Annotated in this window: 19 protein-coding genes; 1 reads left to right on the top strand and 18 read right to left on the bottom strand. The window is 57.1% G+C overall.

Going from position 1 to position 18,195, the window contains the following annotated elements; translation table 11 throughout:
• Positions 1–232 precede the first annotated feature (232 nt).
• The 16 genes from P4L78_RS13065 to P4L78_RS12990 form a co-directional block, all read right to left on the bottom strand.
• Positions 233–787 carry a hypoxanthine-guanine phosphoribosyltransferase gene (locus tag P4L78_RS13065; RefSeq protein WP_283149933.1) on the bottom strand — a complete coding sequence of 185 codons (555 nt, stop codon included), beginning with the start codon at positions 785–787 and terminating at the stop codon, positions 233–235.
• A gap of 14 nt (positions 788–801) precedes the next feature.
• Positions 802–1,350 (bottom strand): adenine phosphoribosyltransferase, encoded by a 549-nt coding sequence (locus P4L78_RS13060; protein WP_283149934.1) that lies wholly within the window; start codon positions 1,348–1,350, stop codon positions 802–804.
• Between the two features lie 21 nt (positions 1,351–1,371).
• Positions 1,372–2,664 carry an NCS2 family permease gene (locus P4L78_RS13055; RefSeq protein ID WP_283149935.1) on the bottom strand — a complete coding sequence of 431 codons (1,293 nt, stop codon included), beginning with the start codon at positions 2,662–2,664 and terminating at the stop codon, positions 1,372–1,374.
• A gap of 176 nt (positions 2,665–2,840) precedes the next feature.
• Positions 2,841–3,410 carry a TMEM165/GDT1 family protein gene (locus P4L78_RS13050; RefSeq protein ID WP_283149936.1) on the bottom strand — a complete coding sequence of 190 codons (570 nt, stop codon included), beginning with the start codon at positions 3,408–3,410 and terminating at the stop codon, positions 2,841–2,843.
• 279 nt (positions 3,411–3,689) lie between these two features.
• Positions 3,690–4,442, bottom strand: a complete 753-nt coding sequence (locus P4L78_RS13045) for a hypothetical protein (protein ID WP_309328461.1) — start codon at positions 4,440–4,442, stop codon at positions 3,690–3,692.
• A 114-nt stretch (positions 4,443–4,556) separates the two neighbouring features.
• Complete coding sequence (locus tag P4L78_RS13040; RefSeq protein WP_283149938.1) at positions 4,557–5,078, bottom strand: low molecular weight protein-tyrosine-phosphatase; 522 nt, start codon at positions 5,076–5,078, stop codon at positions 4,557–4,559.
• A gap of 277 nt (positions 5,079–5,355) precedes the next feature.
• On the bottom strand, positions 5,356–6,264 hold the full coding sequence (locus tag P4L78_RS13035; RefSeq protein ID WP_309328460.1) for a DMT family transporter: 909 nt from the start codon (positions 6,262–6,264) through the stop codon (positions 5,356–5,358).
• Between the two features lie 88 nt (positions 6,265–6,352).
• Positions 6,353–7,072, bottom strand: a complete 720-nt coding sequence (locus P4L78_RS13030; protein WP_390901577.1) for an ATP-binding cassette domain-containing protein — start codon at positions 7,070–7,072, stop codon at positions 6,353–6,355.
• A gap of 2 nt (positions 7,073–7,074) precedes the next feature.
• Entirely contained in the window at positions 7,075–7,902 is an 828-nt protein-coding gene (locus P4L78_RS13025; RefSeq protein WP_309328459.1) for an ATP-binding cassette domain-containing protein, read from the bottom strand.
• Entirely contained in the window at positions 7,899–9,206 is a 1,308-nt protein-coding gene (gene livM / locus P4L78_RS13020) for a high-affinity branched-chain amino acid ABC transporter permease LivM (protein WP_309328458.1), read from the bottom strand. The genes P4L78_RS13025 and livM overlap by 4 nt, the downstream gene beginning before the upstream one ends.
• Positions 9,206–10,120 (bottom strand): ABC transporter permease subunit, encoded by a 915-nt coding sequence (locus P4L78_RS13015; protein WP_309328457.1) that lies wholly within the window; start codon positions 10,118–10,120, stop codon positions 9,206–9,208. Before P4L78_RS13015 ends, livM begins: the two co-directional genes overlap by 1 nt.
• Positions 10,121–10,328: 208 nt before the next feature.
• Entirely contained in the window at positions 10,329–11,438 is a 1,110-nt protein-coding gene (locus tag P4L78_RS13010; RefSeq protein ID WP_283149944.1) for a branched-chain amino acid ABC transporter substrate-binding protein, read from the bottom strand.
• A gap of 416 nt (positions 11,439–11,854) precedes the next feature.
• On the bottom strand, positions 11,855–12,340 hold the full coding sequence (locus P4L78_RS13005; protein WP_283149945.1) for an Lrp/AsnC ligand binding domain-containing protein: 486 nt from the start codon (positions 12,338–12,340) through the stop codon (positions 11,855–11,857).
• Between the two features lie 225 nt (positions 12,341–12,565).
• Positions 12,566–13,510, bottom strand: a complete 945-nt coding sequence (locus tag P4L78_RS13000; protein WP_309328456.1) for a DMT family transporter — start codon at positions 13,508–13,510, stop codon at positions 12,566–12,568.
• 237 nt (positions 13,511–13,747) lie between these two features.
• A complete protein-coding gene (locus P4L78_RS12995; protein ID WP_309328455.1) occupies positions 13,748–14,176 on the bottom strand; it encodes a hypothetical protein in 429 nt (142 codons plus the stop codon).
• Positions 14,177–14,231: 55 nt separating this feature from the next.
• Complete coding sequence (locus P4L78_RS12990) at positions 14,232–15,374, bottom strand: PLP-dependent aminotransferase family protein (RefSeq protein ID WP_309328454.1); 1,143 nt, start codon at positions 15,372–15,374, stop codon at positions 14,232–14,234.
• 110 nt (positions 15,375–15,484) lie between these two features.
• On the opposite strand from P4L78_RS12990, the gene P4L78_RS12985 reads away from it, so the two are divergent.
• On the top strand, positions 15,485–15,919 hold the full coding sequence (locus tag P4L78_RS12985; RefSeq protein ID WP_309328453.1) for a helix-turn-helix domain-containing protein: 435 nt from the start codon (positions 15,485–15,487) through the stop codon (positions 15,917–15,919).
• Between the two features lie 25 nt (positions 15,920–15,944).
• Here P4L78_RS12985 and P4L78_RS12980 read toward each other — a convergent pair whose 3' ends face one another.
• A complete protein-coding gene (locus P4L78_RS12980) occupies positions 15,945–16,577 on the bottom strand; it encodes a DNA-3-methyladenine glycosylase (protein WP_283149950.1) in 633 nt (210 codons plus the stop codon).
• Positions 16,574–17,947 carry a metalloprotease PmbA gene (pmbA, locus tag P4L78_RS12975; protein ID WP_309328452.1) on the bottom strand — a complete coding sequence of 458 codons (1,374 nt, stop codon included), beginning with the start codon at positions 17,945–17,947 and terminating at the stop codon, positions 16,574–16,576. The genes P4L78_RS12980 and pmbA overlap by 4 nt, the downstream gene beginning before the upstream one ends.
• Between the last annotated feature and the right edge of the window lie 248 nt (positions 17,948–18,195).

Here is an 18,195-nt window from a genome sequence, read left to right as displayed (position 1 = left end):
AGCCGTGCCCCTCGGGGGTACCCCCACAACGATGCTGAATGTTCGGGATGCAAGTTGCAGTGGGGAAACGAACCGTCTGCAAACGAGGGATCTTTGCGCGCCTCCGGCGTTCCCTCGGTCGGCCGGAGCCACATTGATTGCAGATAGCAAAATCCAGATCAGAAAACATTTATCCAACAAAAAACCCGGGCAAGCCCGGGTTTTTAGCGACATCCAGCGGCAACAGCAGGCCTTACAGCCCTTTCACCGCATAAATGCACAAGGTATTGCGCCAGTAGCCCTGGTAATCCATGCCGCAGCCAAACAAGAAGCGATCTTCCACCTCCAGACCGACAAAGTCAGCGGATACGCCAGGCGCCTTGCGGTCGTGCAGTTTGTCGACCAGCACGGCCACTTTGACTTCTTTGGCGCCGCGCTTGATGCAGTCTTCGATGACCGCAGCCAGGGTGTGGCCTTCATCCAGGATGTCATCGACGATCAGGATGGTGCGGCCCTTCATATCGTCACGTGGCGGTACCAGCCAGTTGATCTGGCCGCCGCTGGTTTCGTGGCGATAGCGGCTGGCGTGCAGGTAAGAGCATTCCAGCGGAAACTTCAGTTTGGGCAGCAGGTGGCCAGAAACTATCAGGCCGCCGTTCATGATGGTGTACACAATCGGATTGCTGCTGGACATCGCATCAGTGATCTGCGCCGCCATACGATCAATTGCCGCGTGTACCTCCTGTTCAGTGTGCAGGCAGTCCGCGTTGTCGATGATGGTATTTGCTGCAGGTAGTTCAAGCGTCACGGTATATACCCCGTTTAATGTCCGGCAAAATCACAAATGGTAAACAGCGGCAGGCCCTGATCCTTGATCAGTTTCGAGCCGCCCAGTTCAGGCAAATCAACGATGGCTGCCGCCTCTACAACCGTGGCACCCAGCTTGTGCAGCAGATTGTACGCCGCCAGCATGGTGCCGCCAGTGGCAACCAGATCGTCAATCAATAACACCCGGTCCCCCGGCTTGCAGGCATCGGTATGAATTTCAACGGTAGCCGAGCCGTATTCCAGCTCGTATTCTTCGGCCACGGTCAGGTAAGGCAGTTTGCCCTTCTTGCGAATGGGTACGAACCCCAGATTGAGTTCGTACGCCACCACGGCCCCCAGGATGAAACCACGTGCGTCCACGCCAGCCACCAGATCGAGTTTTTCATCCATATAGCGATGAACAAACGTATCGACCAGCAGGCGGAAGGTCTTTGGGTCTTGCAACAGCGGCGTGATGTCGCGAAACATCACTCCCGGCTGCGGCCAGTCCGCCACGGTGCGGATATGCGACTGGATATAGTCGGCGTAAAGCGGTTCTTTCATCCTGGTAAACCTTGAAGTAGATCAGCCAAAGAAGGCGAATTTCACCAGCCACAGCAAGGCGATCACCACCACGGCGGGCGAGAGATCCTTGAAGCGGCCAGCCAGCAGCTTGATGGCAACATAGCTGATGAAACCAATGGCAATACCATCGGCAATCGAATACGTAAACGGAATCGCCAGTGCGGTCATAACTGCTGGTGCGGATTCAGTCAGATCGTTCCATTCGATTTCAGCCAGACCACGCGCCATCAACACGGCGACGTAGCACAGCGCCGGAGCAGTCGCAAAAGCAGGCACGGAGCCAGCCAGCGGCGAGAACACCAGCGAAATCAGGAACAGGATCGCAACCACAACAGCGGTCAGACCAGTACGGCCACCCACAGCAGTACCCGCTGCAGATTCAATATACGCCGTGGTGGACGAGGTACCCAGAGCAGCACCGGCCACAATCGCCACGCTATCGGCCATCAGTGCGCGCTTCAGGCGCGGCAGCTTGCCGTTTTTGTCCAGCAGGCCAGCGCGATGCGAAACACCAATCAGCGTGCCGGTGGTGTCAAACAGATCAACAAAGAAGAACACGAACACTACGCCCAAGAGGCCAGCGTTCAATGCACCTTTCAAGTCCATCTGCAGCAGGGTTGGGGCAATCGATGGCGGAGCCGAGAACACGCCCTGGAATTTGGACAGGCCCATCAGCACGGCGATCACGGTGACCGTGAGAATGCCGATGATGATCGAACCCGGAATACGGCGATATTCCAGCGCAATGATCAGGAAGAAACCAAAAACCGCCAGCAGCGTTTGCGGAGCGTGGATGTTACCCAGCGTTACCAGCGTGGCCGGAGAAGCGGTCACCACGCCGGCGCTCTTGAGTGCAATCAGCGCCAGGAAAATACCGACACCGGCGGAGATAGCCAGTTTGAGCGAATGCGGAATCGCGTTAACGATCGCTTCACGCACTTTGAACAGGCTAACGGCCAGGAAAATAATGCCGGAGATAAACACCGCACCCAGCGCCGTCTGCCAAGGCACGCCCATGCCCTTGACTACGGTAAAGGTGAAATAGGCATTCAGGCCCATACCCGGCGCCAGCGCGATCGGGTAATTAGCCACCAGCCCCATCACCGCCGAACCTACTGCCGCAGCAATACACGTCGCCACGAACACGGCGTTGAAATCCATGCCTGTCATCGACAAGATGGATGGGTTGACGAAGATGATGTACGCCATCGTCAAGAATGTGGTGAAGCCCGCCAGCACTTCGGTCCTGACGTCCGTGCCGTGTTCCTTCAGTTTGAAGAACGCCTCTAGCATCTCTTATTCCCCGGTTTGAATTTATGGATTAGTTATTGCGTAAAAACGCGAGCCGAATAATGGTTTATAGAGCGTTATGCAATGTGTTTGCCAGCGCTCACCCATTTTTACTTTTTTCCCCGATGCTTACTTTTACTTTTGCCTGCCATTACCACCGTCGAACCGTCATGAGGTGTTTACAAACCCACCCCAGCCAGCGCGCAAACTCCCAGTACGGCAAAGATTGCCGACGCCACAAAACGCACGTAGCGCAACACATGCATGCGCGCTGAAATCCATTGCCCTACAAACACGGCTGGCACATCTGCAATCATCATGCCCAGCGTGGTGCCAGCGACCACCTGCCATAACGGCTGGTAATTCACTGCCAGCGCCACGGTAGCGATCTGGGTTTTGTCGCCCATTTCAGCAAGAAAAAAGGTTAATGCGGTCGCGATGAACGCGCCATAAGGTTTGATGCCATTGTCTTTTTCATCAAACTGATCGGGAATAAGCGCCCAGGCGGCAATGGCCAGAAAGCCTATACCCACCACCCAGCGCAAAATTTCGGGCGCAATGAAGCCAGACAGCCACACGCCGATCCAGCCTGCAGCAAAGTGATTGATGATGGTCGCGACGAAGATGCCGGCCACAATCGGCAGCGGCTTGCGAAAGCGCGCAGCCAGAATCAGCGCAAGCAGCTGTGTCTTGTCGCCCATTTCTGCTACGGCCACTACGCCGGTGGACACGAGGAATGCGTCGATCATCAGTGTGTATACATACAGGACAGTTGGCGGCAGATCAGCCCATGCGCCAAGCCTCATCCACAACCGGGAGAGGCACTGACAACAAAGTGCAGCCACAAAGACAAAGTCGCTGACAAAACCTGCCTTTGGCGCCATGGGTCACGTTGTGACGCTGGCAAAGCATTGTTTTGTGAGCGACTTCCAGTTTGCGGCGATCTGCGGGACGAACTTCCCTGAAGGCCAAAAGGTGCGCAGTGTACTCCCCGGCGTTGATCGGTTCAACCTTACAAGGTCACCGAACTACCTGGGGATTGCCGCAGTAACGGCACTGACCGGGATGAATTGCAGGAACGGCCCGGCAATCATGCTCTGGGCGTAATCAATGGCGCTGCGGCGATATTTTTCGTTGTTCATCTCCGCCAGCAACTCCAGCCGACTGAGCATGCGGCCAAACTCGCGCTCAAAAGACAAGTTGCGCACGTCCGGGCCAATCTCGTTGGATAACAACAGCACCCTGCCCTGCGCATCCTTGCGATTGGCCAGCATCCAGGCGGCCACTTCAATATTGTGGGCGGCGTTCGCCAGTTGTTGCGCATCCAGCCCATTGATCAAATACAGCTGCAAATGCCCGCCATAGACTTCGACCAGCATCGTACCCAGGCCATAAATCAGCGTGCCGGCACGATCGCCGGTAAAAGCGGGATCAAACGCCAGCGGCAACGCGGCCACTGATCGCACATTGACTGGCAACCCGGGTAGCGGCGTGCCATTGCGGATAGCGTCAATGACATTACCTTGCGCCGTTTGCAGATCCGGCGCGCCGGTTTTCTTCCATTCAGCCGGATTGCGTTTGTAGAGTTTTTGCAGCAGCAGCGCCAGGCTATCGAGGTTGTCGCGCATGGCCAGATTGGCCGCACGATTGGGCCCGCTTTGGGCCAGTTCATTGCTGTGAAAACTGTCGCCATTCACCGGCTTTTCGACCGGGGTACTGGCACAACCTGCCATCAGTCCAGCCAATAGCACCAGCCCTGATAGCCGTGCGGGTTTGTGCATGCGATGCTCCAGCCAAAAATCAAACGGCGCCAACTGCGCCGTTCCATTCATGGTTGACCATCAAGCTGCGATCCACAATCAGAATTGAGCTAAAACGTATCGCGAAGTGACCGTTTACTCTGGCTGGGCCAATGCCGTTTCAATATGTTTGACCAAGCCATCGCAACCCGCCTCGACCAGATCGAGCACATTTTCAAAGCCTTCGCCGCCACCGTAATACGGATCGGGCACGTCAGCGCCCTCATGACCCGGCGCAAAGTCCAGAAACATCTTGAGTCTGTCACGCAATTCGGGCGGGCATTGGCGTTCGAGCTTTTTCAGATGGCCGTGATCCATCGCCAGCACCAAATCGAACTGGCTGAAATCCTGGCGGTTGACCTGGCGGGCACGCAGAAAAGACAAATCGTAGCCGCGCTTGCGGGCATGCTGCTGTGCGCGGCGATCCGGGGCTTCACTGACGTGGTAGTCGTCGGTACCAGCAGAATCGATATCCACCCGTTCTTGCAACCCGGCCTTGCGCACCAGCTGGCGCATGACACCGTCCGCAGTCGGGCTGCGGCAAATATTGCCGGTACAAACGAAGAGAACTCTGAATTTCTTGACGTATTTCAACGGCTTATTCCACTTCTGACACACCAATCCGTGTCATGACGAGTTAAACAGGGGCGAGAAGAATTCGCATGTTAACACCGTCCGGCGAACGCACGTTTCAAACAGGGACATACGTACATCTACTGATGCAATGACGATACAGCGGTAAATTCAGAATGCGTAGGCACGGATAGCCGCGCCCGACGGGTTTCGCTGGCGATAGCGGCTTTGCAAGCTTGGAACATATTTTTCAGACAGAACTCAGCACACGAAGGCTGCTTTGGTGTTTGTGCATTGCTGACCCCGGGCGAGCAATCGCGCATCAGGATAAAGGCGCAGCTTTTTCCACCGGTGATTCCGGCTCTTGCCAGCTCACCAGGAAAATCGCCGCTAGCACACAAACCAGTGCGGCAGCGTGGGCCAGGGCCGGTTGCTCATGCAAAAACACAATCGCATAAACCACTGCTGCCACTGGCAACGCAGCAGTAAACACCCCGGCCTTTTGCGCCGGAATATGGCGGATACCCTTCATCCACAACCAGAAACTCAATACGCTAGCCGCCAGTCCGTACCAGAACACCAGCAGCCAGGTATGCAAGTCCACGCTGGTCAGGTCGAAATGCAGCAGCGAGGTCAAACCCAGCGGCAGCATCAGCATCAGGCCAATCAAATGTGTATACGCGCAGATATCAATGGCGGGGAGCGACTGGGTGAGGCGGCGCGACAGAATCACGTAGATGGATTCACAGACCACGGCGCCAGCCACCAGCAAATTACCGACCAGTGAACCGCCGTCACCATCGCTACCAGAACGGGTGACGTTGATGATCACCATACCCAGCACCGCCAGCCCCACGGCCACAATGGCGCGGCGGCCCAGATGTTCGCGCAGGAACAGCCACGACAAAATCAGCACCACCGCCGGGATAGTGCTGGTTATAACGCCCGCCGCCAGCGCCGTGGTGCGTTGCACGCCGTTGAGCATCAGCAACGTAAACAGGAAGGTACCGAACAGTGCCTGCAGAAACAGTCCCAACCACTGCTGACGTGTCACCAGCCGCATGCGGCTGAGCCGATAGCGCGGCAGCAATACGCCGACACCCACCACAAAGCGCAATAGCGCAAACAACGTCACCGGCACCACCATGACAATTGATTTGCCGATCCCCACATTGCTGCCGACCAGCGCCATCGAAACAATCAAAAACAAGGTATAGCGATTGAACGTCATGAATAGACCGGTGATGTGGGGGTGAACGGGGGCTACGATGCAGACGCGGCACGCCCGCAAAAAACGAACGTGCCGCGAAGGCCAGACTTTAAACTGCGTGGGCGCCGCTTTCCAGATACGCCGCACGTACTTCCGGGCTTTCCAGCAATTCTTTGCCGGTGCCCGCCAGCACAATGCCGCCATGCTGCAGCACGTATCCACGATGCGCAACCCGCAAGGCATGGTGAGCATTTTGCTCGACCAACAAGATGGTCATGCCGTAGGTGTCGTTCAGTTCGCGAATAATGCGGAACACTTGTTTGATGTACAGCGGCGCCAGGCCCAGTGAAGGCTCATCCAGCAACAGCAGTTGCGGGCGACCCATCAAGGCGCGGGCGATGGCCAGCATTTGTTGTTCGCCGCCAGAAAGCGTGCCAGCCCGTTGTGCCTGACGTTGCTCCAGAATCGGGAACATCACAAACATGCGCGCCAGGTCTTCGGCAAAGTGCGCGGCATCGGCAAAGGTGCTGCCCATTTGCAGATTTTCCAGCACGGTCATGCGCTGGAAAATCCGTCGCCCTTCCGGCACCAGCGCAATGCCTTTGCGCGAAATCTGGTGCGTGGACAAACGGGTAATGTCTTCGCCCTGGTAAGTCACCGTCCCTTGCGAGGCACGCGGCTGACCAAACAGCGTCATCATCAAGGTGGATTTACCCGCGCCGTTGGCACCAATCAAGGTAACGATCTCGCCTTTTTCCACATGCAGATCAACACCGCGCAAAGCGTGAATGGCGCCGTAATGGGCATGTACGCCGGTAAATTGCAGCATGCTCATAACACCACCTCCGCCGTGTCTTCTTCGCCCAGATACGCTTTGATCACGTTTGGATCATGCTGGATTTCCAGCGGCGTGCCCTGGGCAATCTTGTGGCCAAAGTTAAGCACGCAAATCTGGTCCGATACCCGCATCACCACGCTCATATCGTGCTCGATCAGCAAAATGCCTTTGTCGTGTTCACGCGAGAGATACAGCAGCAACTCGTTAAGCTCGGCGGATTCGCGCGGGTTCAGCCCCGCCGCTGGTTCATCCAGGCACAACAGCAGCGGATCGACACACAAAGCGCGGGCGATTTCGATGCGCCGTTGCGTGCCGTAAGACAAATTGCCCGCGGCCACATTGGCGCGATCCAGCAAACCCAGCCGTTCCAGCCAGGTGCGGGCTTTTTCCAGCGCTTCGTCCTGGGCGTGCCGATAACTGGCCAGCCCCAGCAAACCGGCAATCGAAAACCGTGACGCCCGCTGCAGTGCGTTGTATTGCGCCACCATCAGGTTTTCCAGCACCGTCATGCTCGGGAACAAGCGGATGTTCTGGAATGTCCGCACCACCCCGGCCTTACGCGCCACCAGATGCGACGGCAGCTTGTTGAGCGCCATATCGCCATGTTTGGGGTGATGCATCAACACATCGCCCACCGTCGGTTTGTAGAAACCGGTCAGGCAATTGAAGAAGGTGGTTTTACCCGCGCCATTGGGGCCGATGATGGAGGTGACTTTGCCCGCTGGGACATCCAGCGACAGATCATCCAGCGCGGTCAGCCCGCCAAAACGCATGGTCAGGTTCTTCACTTCCAGCAAGGTTGGGTTGTTGGCAGCACTCATGGCGCGGCCCCCTGCTCTGCAGCCAGCCCGGCCAGTCGCAGCGTTGGTTCACGCCGAGCGATAATGCCGCCCGGACGCCACACCATGATCAGCACCATGGCGGCGCCGAACAACAGCATGCGGTATTCCGAGAAATCCCGGCCCAGTTCCGGCAACACCACCAGCAACAGCGCGGCAAACACCACGCCCAACTGGCTACCACGCCCACCGAGTACCACGATGGCAAGAATGGTGGCCGACTCGGAAAACACAAAGCTTTCTGGCGAGATAAACCCCTGGCGCGCGGCGAAGAACACTCCGGCGAAACCGCCCAGCATGGCGCCAATGGCGTAGGCAGAGAGTTTGATGCCGGTGACGTTGATGCCGAGCGCTTTGCAGGCCAGTTCATCTTCACGCACCGCTTCCCACGCCATGCCCACCGGCAAACGGCGCAAGCGTGAGACAAACAGATTGGTCAGCAACGCCAGCACCAGAATCAGGTAATACAGATAAATGACACGCTGATCGGCCGAGTAGTCCAGGTGGAAAAACGAGGCAAACGTCGGCGTATCGCCAGGCGGTTTGAATTCCAGGCCAAAAAAGCTGGGGCGCGGAATGGAGTTGATCCCATTAGGGCCACCGGAAAAGTCAGTCCAGTTCACCAGAATGATACGAATGATTTCACCAAAGCCCAGCGTCACAATCGCCAGATAATCGCCGCGCAAACGCAAGGTAGGCCAGCCCAGCAGAACACCAAACAACGCAGCCATGCCGCCCGCCACCGGCAAAGTCTGCCAGAAGCCCCAGCCAAACAGCGTCGACAGCAAGCCGTAGCTGTACGCGCCCACCGCGTAGAACGCCACGTAGCCCAGATCCAGCAAGCCAGCCAGACCCACCACCACGTTCAAACCCCAACCCAGCATCACGTAGATAAGCACCGTGGTTGCGGTATCCACCACGTAGCGATTACCGGAAAACGCAATCGGCAGCACCAGCGCAAACGCCAGCATCACTCGCCCCAGCCATGCCAGCCACGGTCGTTGTACCACCACGGCGGTTTTGGCGGCGACGCGTTCGCGTTGCAGTTTGCGCAGATGAAAATGATCCACCAGCCATTGCAATACCAGCCGCCCGACAAACACCGCGCCGACAAACTCGGCCAGCAGCGGCCAGCGGGTTAATACGGTAAGTCCACTGCCCTGATCCTGCGTGGCGAGCCCGAGCATGGGAATACCCAGCAATAGCGCGACCAGGCCGATGCGCAATGCGTCTTTCAAACGGGCCGCCATGATGCCGCCCAGGTCTTGTTCAACAAGCGCGTTCATCAGACTTTCTCCACTTCTGGCCGGCCCAGCAAACCACTGGGGCGGAACATCAGCACCATGATCAGAATGGCGAAGGTGGCGACGTCTTTGTATTCCGGCGATAGATACGCGCTCCAGAACGATTCGATCAGCCCGATCAGCAAACCGCCGAGCATGGCGCCTGGTAATGAACCCACGCCGCCCAGTACCGCTGCGGTAAACGCTTTGATGCCTGCGACAAAGCCAATCGAAAAATCCACCACGCCGTAATACACGGTGACCATCACACCGGCGACTGCCGCCAGCGCGGCGCCCAGCATGAAGGTGTATGAGATGGTCCGGTCGACATCAATCCCCAGCAGTGAAGCCATGGTGCGATCTTGCTCGCAGGCACGTTGTTGGCGGCCGAAGGAGGTGCGGGTGATCAGGCCGGTAAATGCCACCATCAACACTACTGTCACCACGCAGATCATGATTTGTGTCCACGCCAGATGCACCGAGAAACCATTGTGGCTGAACAGTTCAATGCCGCCAGGCATCATGGTAGGAATGGGTTTGACGCGGGCGCCCTGGGTGATCTGCACCATGTTCTGCAGAAAAATGGACATCCCGATCGCGGAAATCAGCGGCGCCAGGCGCGAGGCGTTGCGCAGTGGCCGGTAAGCAGTGCGCTCCACCGCCCAACCGTAAACCGAGGTAAATGCGATGGCAATGATGAGGACCAGCGCCAGCGCCAGTGGCACTGCGGTGATGCCCATCGCGCTCATCAGCGTCAGCGCAGTCACCGAGATAATGGCGCTGACCATATAAATGTCGCCGTGGGCGAAGTTGATCATGCCGATGATGCCGTACACCATCGTATAACCGAGTGCGATCAAACCGTAGACCGCACCCAGGGTGAGGCCGTTGATCAATTGCTGAATGAACTGCCCCATGACAAGGGTTGCTCCAGTGTGGGTAGGCAGGTTGCAGCATGGCAGGCGGTGTAACTGGCCCGCCACGCTGCACAGGTACCTGTTGGAGCCCTGACAAAACCCAGCGAAGCGATGCACCAGGTAGGCACAAGGCGCGCGAAACGCAAACAGTACGATTAGTACGGCAAGTAAGCGCAACGCAGCCTGCAGGGTTTTGTTAGCGGCTCTCTTACTTGAAGTATTCGTACTTGTTGCCCTTCCACTGATACACCCGGAACGCCGGGACTTTCAGATCACCTTTGGCATCAAACGACAAGGTGCCCACCACGGTGTTGAAGGAACCGTTTGCCAATGCTTTTTGCAGATCGGCGTACTTCACGCTCTTGGCTTTTTCAGCCGCTTGCTGGAACAACTGCATGGCCGCGTAGGCGTACAGCACATAGCCATCGGGTTCGATCTTCTTGTCGCGGAAGCGCTTGACCACGTCAGCAGCGCCCGGCTCCAGACGCGAATCCGGGGCGAAGGTGAACAGCACGTTGTTGGCGTTGTCACCACCGGCAGCAGTCACCAGTTCGTTGTTACTCATGGTATCGCCGCCCAGAATGGTCAGCTTCAGACCAGCTTGCTGAGCCTGGCGCAGGATCAGCGCTACTTCGGTGTGATAACCACCGTAAGCCACGACCTCGACACCCGCAGCCTTGAGCTTGGTGACGATGCCGGAATAATCTTTTTCACCGGCGGTGATGGATTCACGCAGCACCGGTTTCACGCCTTTGCTTTGCAAGCCCTTGGCCATTTCATCAGCCAGACCCTTGCCGTAGGCACTCTTGTCATCGATCACGGCGATTTTCTTGCTGCCGAAATGCTCAGCCAGGAACCCACCGCCCACGCCGCCTTGCTGATCGTCGCGCCCCATGATGCGGAAGATATTCTTCAAGCCGCGCTCAGTGACCTTCGGGTTGGTGGACACGGTAGCCATTGGAATTTGCGCATCGTTGTAGATATCTGATGCCGGAATGGTCGAACTGGAACACCAGTGACCATGCATAAATACGATGTGCTTGTTGACCATGGCATTGGCCACCGACACGGCTTGTTTTGGATCACAAGCGTCATCGCCGACTTCCAGTTTGATCTTCTGGCCCAGCACGCCGCCCTTGGCGTTGATATCGGCCACGGCCATTTCTGCGCCGTTGCGGATTTGCGCACCGGCGGAGGCGTACTCACCCGTCATTGGACCGGCAATACCGACCGAATAATCGGCCCAAGCTGGTACGGCCAGCAGCGTGGCCAGCCCCAAGCCTGCCACGATAATGCTTTTCTTCAATGCCGCTTTCATGATCCTCATCTCCATAAATGAAACATACAGTGAAAGATTTAGTGATTCATGCAGCACAATTACATACGAAATTATGTCTGCATTGATACAGTCGATATAAATCAAATACCAGCAAACGGTGATATACGGGTCTGTGCCCGTCATTGTTTTCGGACACCGCGTATTCGCTATGCATTATCAAAGCAGCATTACCGCAGTTATGAACGCATTCGGTACAAAGTCGCTACATATTTCAATTCGTTTATTGCAAATGAAAGTACTGCCACTCAATGCCTAGCCCTGCAGCAAGGCACCAAAACTCTTAACCACCACGCCAGCTTGAGCATTGCCTGCTTGTGGCCACCAATGCAGCAGCCAGCACGATCCGCACGCGCCAGGCGTGGTCAGTTGCAGTGTCGTGAATCCAGTACTCTTTTTTATTCTGATTTTTGAGCGAGATGGCTCAGTGAAACCGAGGTTGATTCTTTAACCTCTTCCATCACCGTATAGCTGTGGGTAACCCGAATACCCGGAATGCCACTTAATGCTTTACCCAGAAATGAGCGATAAGACGCCATATCCGGCACGCGTATCTTCAGCAGGTAATCAAACCCGCCGGCAATCATGAAACACTCCAGAATTTCCGGAATCTCCAGTACTGCTTTACGGAATTCTTCAAATGCAGTTTCTGATGTTTTTTCCATCGAAACTTCAATAAACACCATCAAGCCCAGACCCAGCTTTTCAGTAGATAACTGAGCGGCATAGCCTTTGATCACGCCAGACTCTTCCAGCGACCGTACCCTTTCCAGACATGGCGTCGTGCTCAGCCCCACTTGCCGGGCCAGCGCCACATTGGTCATGCGCCCTTCACGTTGCAGGGTTTCCAGGATTTCCAGGTCGATCTGATCCAGCTTTGCCATGCAGTCCTCGTTGCGTGCCTGATCGAGCTCTGCCAGTTCGGTACGCAGGTACTCATCTGCGCAGGCATTAGTCAGAAAGAACAATAAACCACGCCTTATGCAAGGTACAATTTGTTATTTCTAAGTTGCAAAAATACCGCAGTATATTGTTCTGCGTAGTTGGGGATTTCCAGCACAAGCACGCAATAGAGATGACCGGTCGCCTGTTGCAGATATGGTCGTGGCTCAGCCGGGATGCTCTGGTGGATGTCGCACTGCATGCACCCACGATGATCCGGCCACGCCACCCAGCAACAAGAAAATCGCCGCCAGCTCCAGCGGACGGGGCATGCGGGCCTCGTAGAGAAAACCGTAAAGCAGCGCAAACACCGTTTCGAAGATGATCATTTGCCCGCCCAAGGTCAGCGGCAAACGGCGGGTGGCGGCATTCCACAGGCCAGTGCCGATCATGGAAGGCCCAATGGCAATGGCAAACATCGCTACGGTAAACCAGCCCCAGGCGCGCGGCGCAGTATTGGCAGACAGCAGTGGCGCCATAACGCCCACTGACACCAGCAGTGCCAGCACGCCGGTAGTAACGCCCATCAGCAATGACCAGTCGTGACTGGAAAGATCAGTGCGCCGCATCAGATAGCGGGCATTGCCCACGGCGTAGGCGCTCCAGGCCAGCAAGGCACCTGTTGCTGCCAGCAACCCGACCAACTTGGCGCCAATGCTTTGAGCATAGCCAGCGGGCAAAGTGGCCGTGAGCACGTCAGCCCCGTTACACAACACCCCAAGCACAATCGCCGCCAAGGGCCAGATCAATTTGCGCAGGCTGACCGCGTTATGATCCGCGCCGCCTGCCAGCGTCACCAGCACTGGCAACATGCCGATCACCAGCGAGGTGGCCGCCACGCCAACCCGTTGCACAGCGATTGCCAGCAACAAGTAGTACACCAGATTGCCGGCGACGCTCAACCATAACAGCGTGAGCCAGTCACGACGCTCGAGCCGCTGCAGCACGGCGCGTAATGTGGGCAACAGAAATGCCAGCGATACCAGGCCGTAGGCGACATAGCGCCCCACCATCAGTTCGGCAGCGCTGAAATTGTCCAGCACGCGGGGCACCAGGAAAATCACGCCCCACAGCGCTCCCGCCATCACCCCGTAAGCAATTCCTGCAAACACGCAGCGACTCCCCTTTTTGTTGTCAGCGCAGCATAGCGCATGCCCTGCATAGCTGGGCCTTGTGGATTACGGCAACAAGATGGGGAATGAAATCGAACCTGTAGCCCGCACAGCACCCTCTGAACGGGCATGACGGGCCGGGAAACAGATCACGGACAAAATGGGTGAAGGAGAGGAGAAACTGGCAGTGAGGCAATACAGCAAGGCAGGCAGCAGGCGCCACAGCGCCCGTTGCACTTATTGATCCTGCTCTTGATTCACCACGTACAGCATGCCCGGTGGGGCCCACGCGCCTTTATCAAAGAACTTGTCAGTACCGCGCACCAGAACGTAGCCATCGGTGACCATGACCACGGCCAGATCCTGATCGCGCGGCAGTTCGCGACATTCGCTGCTGTCGAACAAAGCGGCGAACTTGTCTTGCTGGCCGCTTTGCACATAAGCCACGCTCCGCCTAGCGGTATCCGGGAAAGCGCAGGCGTAGGCCCCCGGCTTTGTTGGCCCCACTTGCACGCCAACGCTCAATGCCTCAGCGGGCGCACTGGCCGAATCGTTACCGCCGACACCCAATACGTCGATCATCATGGTGGCGCCACCAATCAAAAAGACGGCGAGCAACAGCAGCATTTGCCATTTCTGCGAATTGCCGCTTTTAGATGCCTGCATAACCGTTTATTCCGTAACCAGTGAAAGGCGGCATTGTACCCGTCGCCGCCCGGGTCTAGCGCAGCAACTTTGCCAGGCGTGCCATGCCTTCTTCGATCTCGGCCGGACTGGAATGGCTGAAATTGAGGCGTAAACAGCTTTCGGGGGCGGCACCGGCAAAAAAGGCATCGCCCGGCATGATGGCGATATCAGCGGCCAGCGCTTGCTGCATTAATGCATGGGTGTCGATGGCTTGCTTGAAGCGAACCCAGAAAAACAAACCGCCCACCGGTTTTTGCCAGGTGACCAGATCGCCCAGATGCTTATGCAGTGCGGCATCCATGGCATCGCGGCGTTCGCGGTAAATGGGCAGCACGCGCTGGACATGCTCTCGCAAACCGCCATTGAGCATGCTGGCTACCAGTTGCTGGCTCAGTCGGTTGCTATGCAAATCTGCCGCCTGTTTCAGCCGGGTCAAATGCGGCACCAGTTGCGGGTGGGCAATCAGAAAGCCCAGGCGCAAGCCAGGAGCGAGCGTTTTGGAGAATGAACCCTGATATACCCACGGCGCGTTTTTCAGGCGACCGGCAATGGGCAATGGCGCGGGCGCATCAAAGGCCAGTTCCCGATACGGATCATCTTCAAACAACGGCACATTTGCGACGTCCAGCGCTGCGGCGACCTGTTGGCGTTTGGCGTCTGGATAGCAATAGCCCGACGGGTTCTGGAAGGTGGGCGTGAGATAAGCCATCTGCGAACGACTCAAGGCATCGGCAAATTGCGCGACGTCGGGGCCGGATACGGTATCCACCGCCACCGGCTGGAAATCTGCACCAAACAGCCGAAATGCCTGCAGCGCTGCCAGATAAGCCGGGGCTTCGACCAGGACGCGTGTGTCCTCTTCAATGAACAACTTGGCCACCAGATCAATGCCTTGTTGCGAACCGGACAGCACCAGGACCTGCGCAGCGGTGCAATCGATCCCCAATGCGCGGCCTTGTTCGGCAATCAACTCGCGCAATGCAGGCTCGCCTTCGGTCTGGCCGTACTGCCAGCAATCAAGCGCCTCAGAGGACACAGTGCTGGCCATATCCGGCCGAAACAGCGCTTCATCCGCCGGTAATCCGCCTGCAAACGAGATCACGCCAGGGCGGCTGGCGGCGGCAAGAATATCGCGCACCAGCGACGAAGTCAGGCGTTCAATTCGTTTAGCAAACATGGCATTTCCTTTTTTAGGTCAATCTACTTGACTATATGCTGTTTCCCTCAGCCCTAAATGTCAATATCATTGCCCAGTCTTTTCAGCCATAACAGTTACCGGCCAAGCACATGACAACCAAGTCGCCACAGAAACGTGCACTCAGTGATGCGCAGGAACTCTTGTTCTACGCGTATCGCGCCTTTACCGCGGCACCCGACGCCATGCTGGATCAGCGTGGCTGGAATCGCGTGCACCATCGACTGTTGCACTTCATTGGCCGCGACCCCGGCATTGCCGTGAACGAACTGCTGGATAAACTGGGCGTGAGCAAACAAGCCGTACACAGTCCGCTCAAGTCACTGGTAGAAGCGGGTTTGGTAGAGACAGCGCCCGATGCTGCTGACCGGCGCGTCAAATGCCTGACACTGACCGATGCTGGGCGGCAACTGGAACTGGCTTTGTCGTCGCCGCAGTTTGTTTTGCTGGAAGAAGTCTTTGCCCGCTGCGGGTCAGAGGCGGTAAAAGGCTGGGAAGCGGTGATGAAGGCCATGGCACAACGCTAAAGCTGCGTCAGGGCACAACCCGCCGCTAGTATTCGATCGGCACAGCTTCCAGGCTGCGCCACAGATACCATGTTGCCGCACTGCGCCACGGTTGCCAGCGCTCGGCCAGTTCGCGCATGGCTTTGGGCGGCAACCGTTCGCCGCCGTTGTAAAGCCGAGCAATGGCGTTGATTACGCCGATATCGTCCAGCGGTAAGACATTGGGCCGCAGCATGGCAAACATCAGAAACATTTCGGCGGTCCAGCGGCCAATACCGCGAATGCTCACAAGTTCAGCGACGATTGCGTCATCGTCCCACGCCTGCCACACCGCCATGTCCAGCCGACCCGCCACATGATGGCGCGACAAATCCTGGAGGTATTCCACTTTACGGCCAGACAAGCCGCAACCACGCAGCCTGGCGACTTCGACCTCCAGCAACTGCTGGCTATCGAGCACGCCACCCAGTTCGGTCAAAAAGCGGCCCCAGACCGATTCCGCCGCCTTCACTGAAATTTGCTGCCCGACTATCGACCTTGCCAGCGTTTGATAAGCATCGCCGCGCCCGCGCAGGCTGATGTCCGGGAACTGCGCAATCAGCTGCGCCATGACCGGGTCAGCCGCCGCCAGCGCGGCGACGGCCTCATCCCAGTATTGCGGGCGCAGCGCTTCGCTCATTCACCGGCAACCGTCATGCGGCGAATCAACAAAGAGCCCACGCGCCGACTGGACGACAACTGGATATCGCTGCCCATACCGATGATGTCCTTGAACATGTCGCGTAGATTGCCCGCTACAGTGATTTCTTCCACTGGATACCGGATTTTGCCGTTTTCCACCCAGAACCCCGCCGCGCCACGCGAATAATCGCCGGTCACCATATTGGTGCCATGACCCAGCAATTCGGTCACAAACAGACCAGTGCCCAGTTCAGCCAACAGTTCTTCAAAACTGGCGGTTGGGGTCACCAGCAGGTTATGCGCGCCACCGGCGTTGCCGGTACTTTGCATGCCCAACTTGCGGGCACTGTAGCTGGAGAGAAAATACCCCTGCTGCACACCGGCATCGATCAAAGTGCGCCGCTGCGTGGCCACACCTTCGGCATCAAACACGCTGCTGCCCAGGCCTTTTTTCAGGAACGGGTCATCCACAATCGTCACACAAGGCGCAAACACCGCTTTGCCAAGACTATCGGTGAGGAAGGACGATTTGCGATACAGGCTGCTGCCACTGACGGCGTTGACCCAGTTGCCCAGTAAAGACGACGCCAGCGATGCTTCAAACAGCACCGGATACTCGCCCGTCTTGACGCGCTTCGCCCCGAGACGACGTACCGCCCGTTCCCCGGCCTTGCGCCCGACGCTGACGGCGGATTCCAGCTCTGCCGGATCGCGCATGCTGGTGTACCAGTAATCACGCTGCATGCCGGATGCATCTTCGGCAATCACGGCTGCGGACAAACTATAACGGCTGCCGGTGCCAGTCCCGACAAAACCAAGCGAATTGCCGTAGGCCCAGCGCGAGGCATGAGTCGAGGCCGAACCGCCTTCGGAATTGGTAATGCGCGGATCAACTGCCCGCGCGGCATCTTCGCATTCAGTAGCCAGACGGATCGCCTCTTCTACTGGCAAATCCCAGGCGTGGTAGAGATCCAGATCGGGGAAATGCGTAGCCAGCAACGCTTTGTCCGGCAAGCCGGCAAATTCATCAGCCGCAGTAAAACGGGCGATGGCCAGGGCGGCGCGCACGGTATCAGCCAGTGCATTGGCTGAAAAATCCGAGGTACTGGCGTGCCCTTTTTGCTGACCCTGATACACCGTGACACCCATACCCTTGTCGCGGTTGTACTCAATGGTTTCGACTTCGCCCAGGCGCACGCTGACGTTCTGACCAAACGACTCCGAGATATCTACATCGCAATCGGTCGCGCCCTGGTCACGGGCTTCATCCAGAACCTGGCCGACCAGATCGGCCAGTTGTTGCTCGCTAAAACTGAATCCGGACACGGTTTTCCTTTTTTTGCTGATTGGACCACCCAGCGTCTGCATGCGCGGGTTGCCAGGTTGTTCGGCTCTTCAAGGCTGGCGGACGTATTGACCGCCGCGAATCACCATTCAATGATGAATGATGACGGTTTGTCTGTGTGTATTGCTCAAATGGTGGCAAAACGGCGTATTGCCAGAGTCATTCGCGCATCGGTTTGCGTATCCTCGCCGCGCCCGCTGGTACTGTCGTATTGCAAAGGCGCGGGGTTGGGGACGAACTAGTTTGTTATCATAGCGGTTTTGCAGTAATG

Source organism: Silvimonas sp., assembly GCF_031291215.1.
GTDB classification, from domain to species: Bacteria; Pseudomonadota; Gammaproteobacteria; order Burkholderiales; family Chitinibacteraceae; genus Silvimonas; species Silvimonas soli.
The sequence above is the reverse complement of the archived record's forward strand: the minus strand, read 5'-3'. Positions and strand labels throughout refer to the sequence as shown.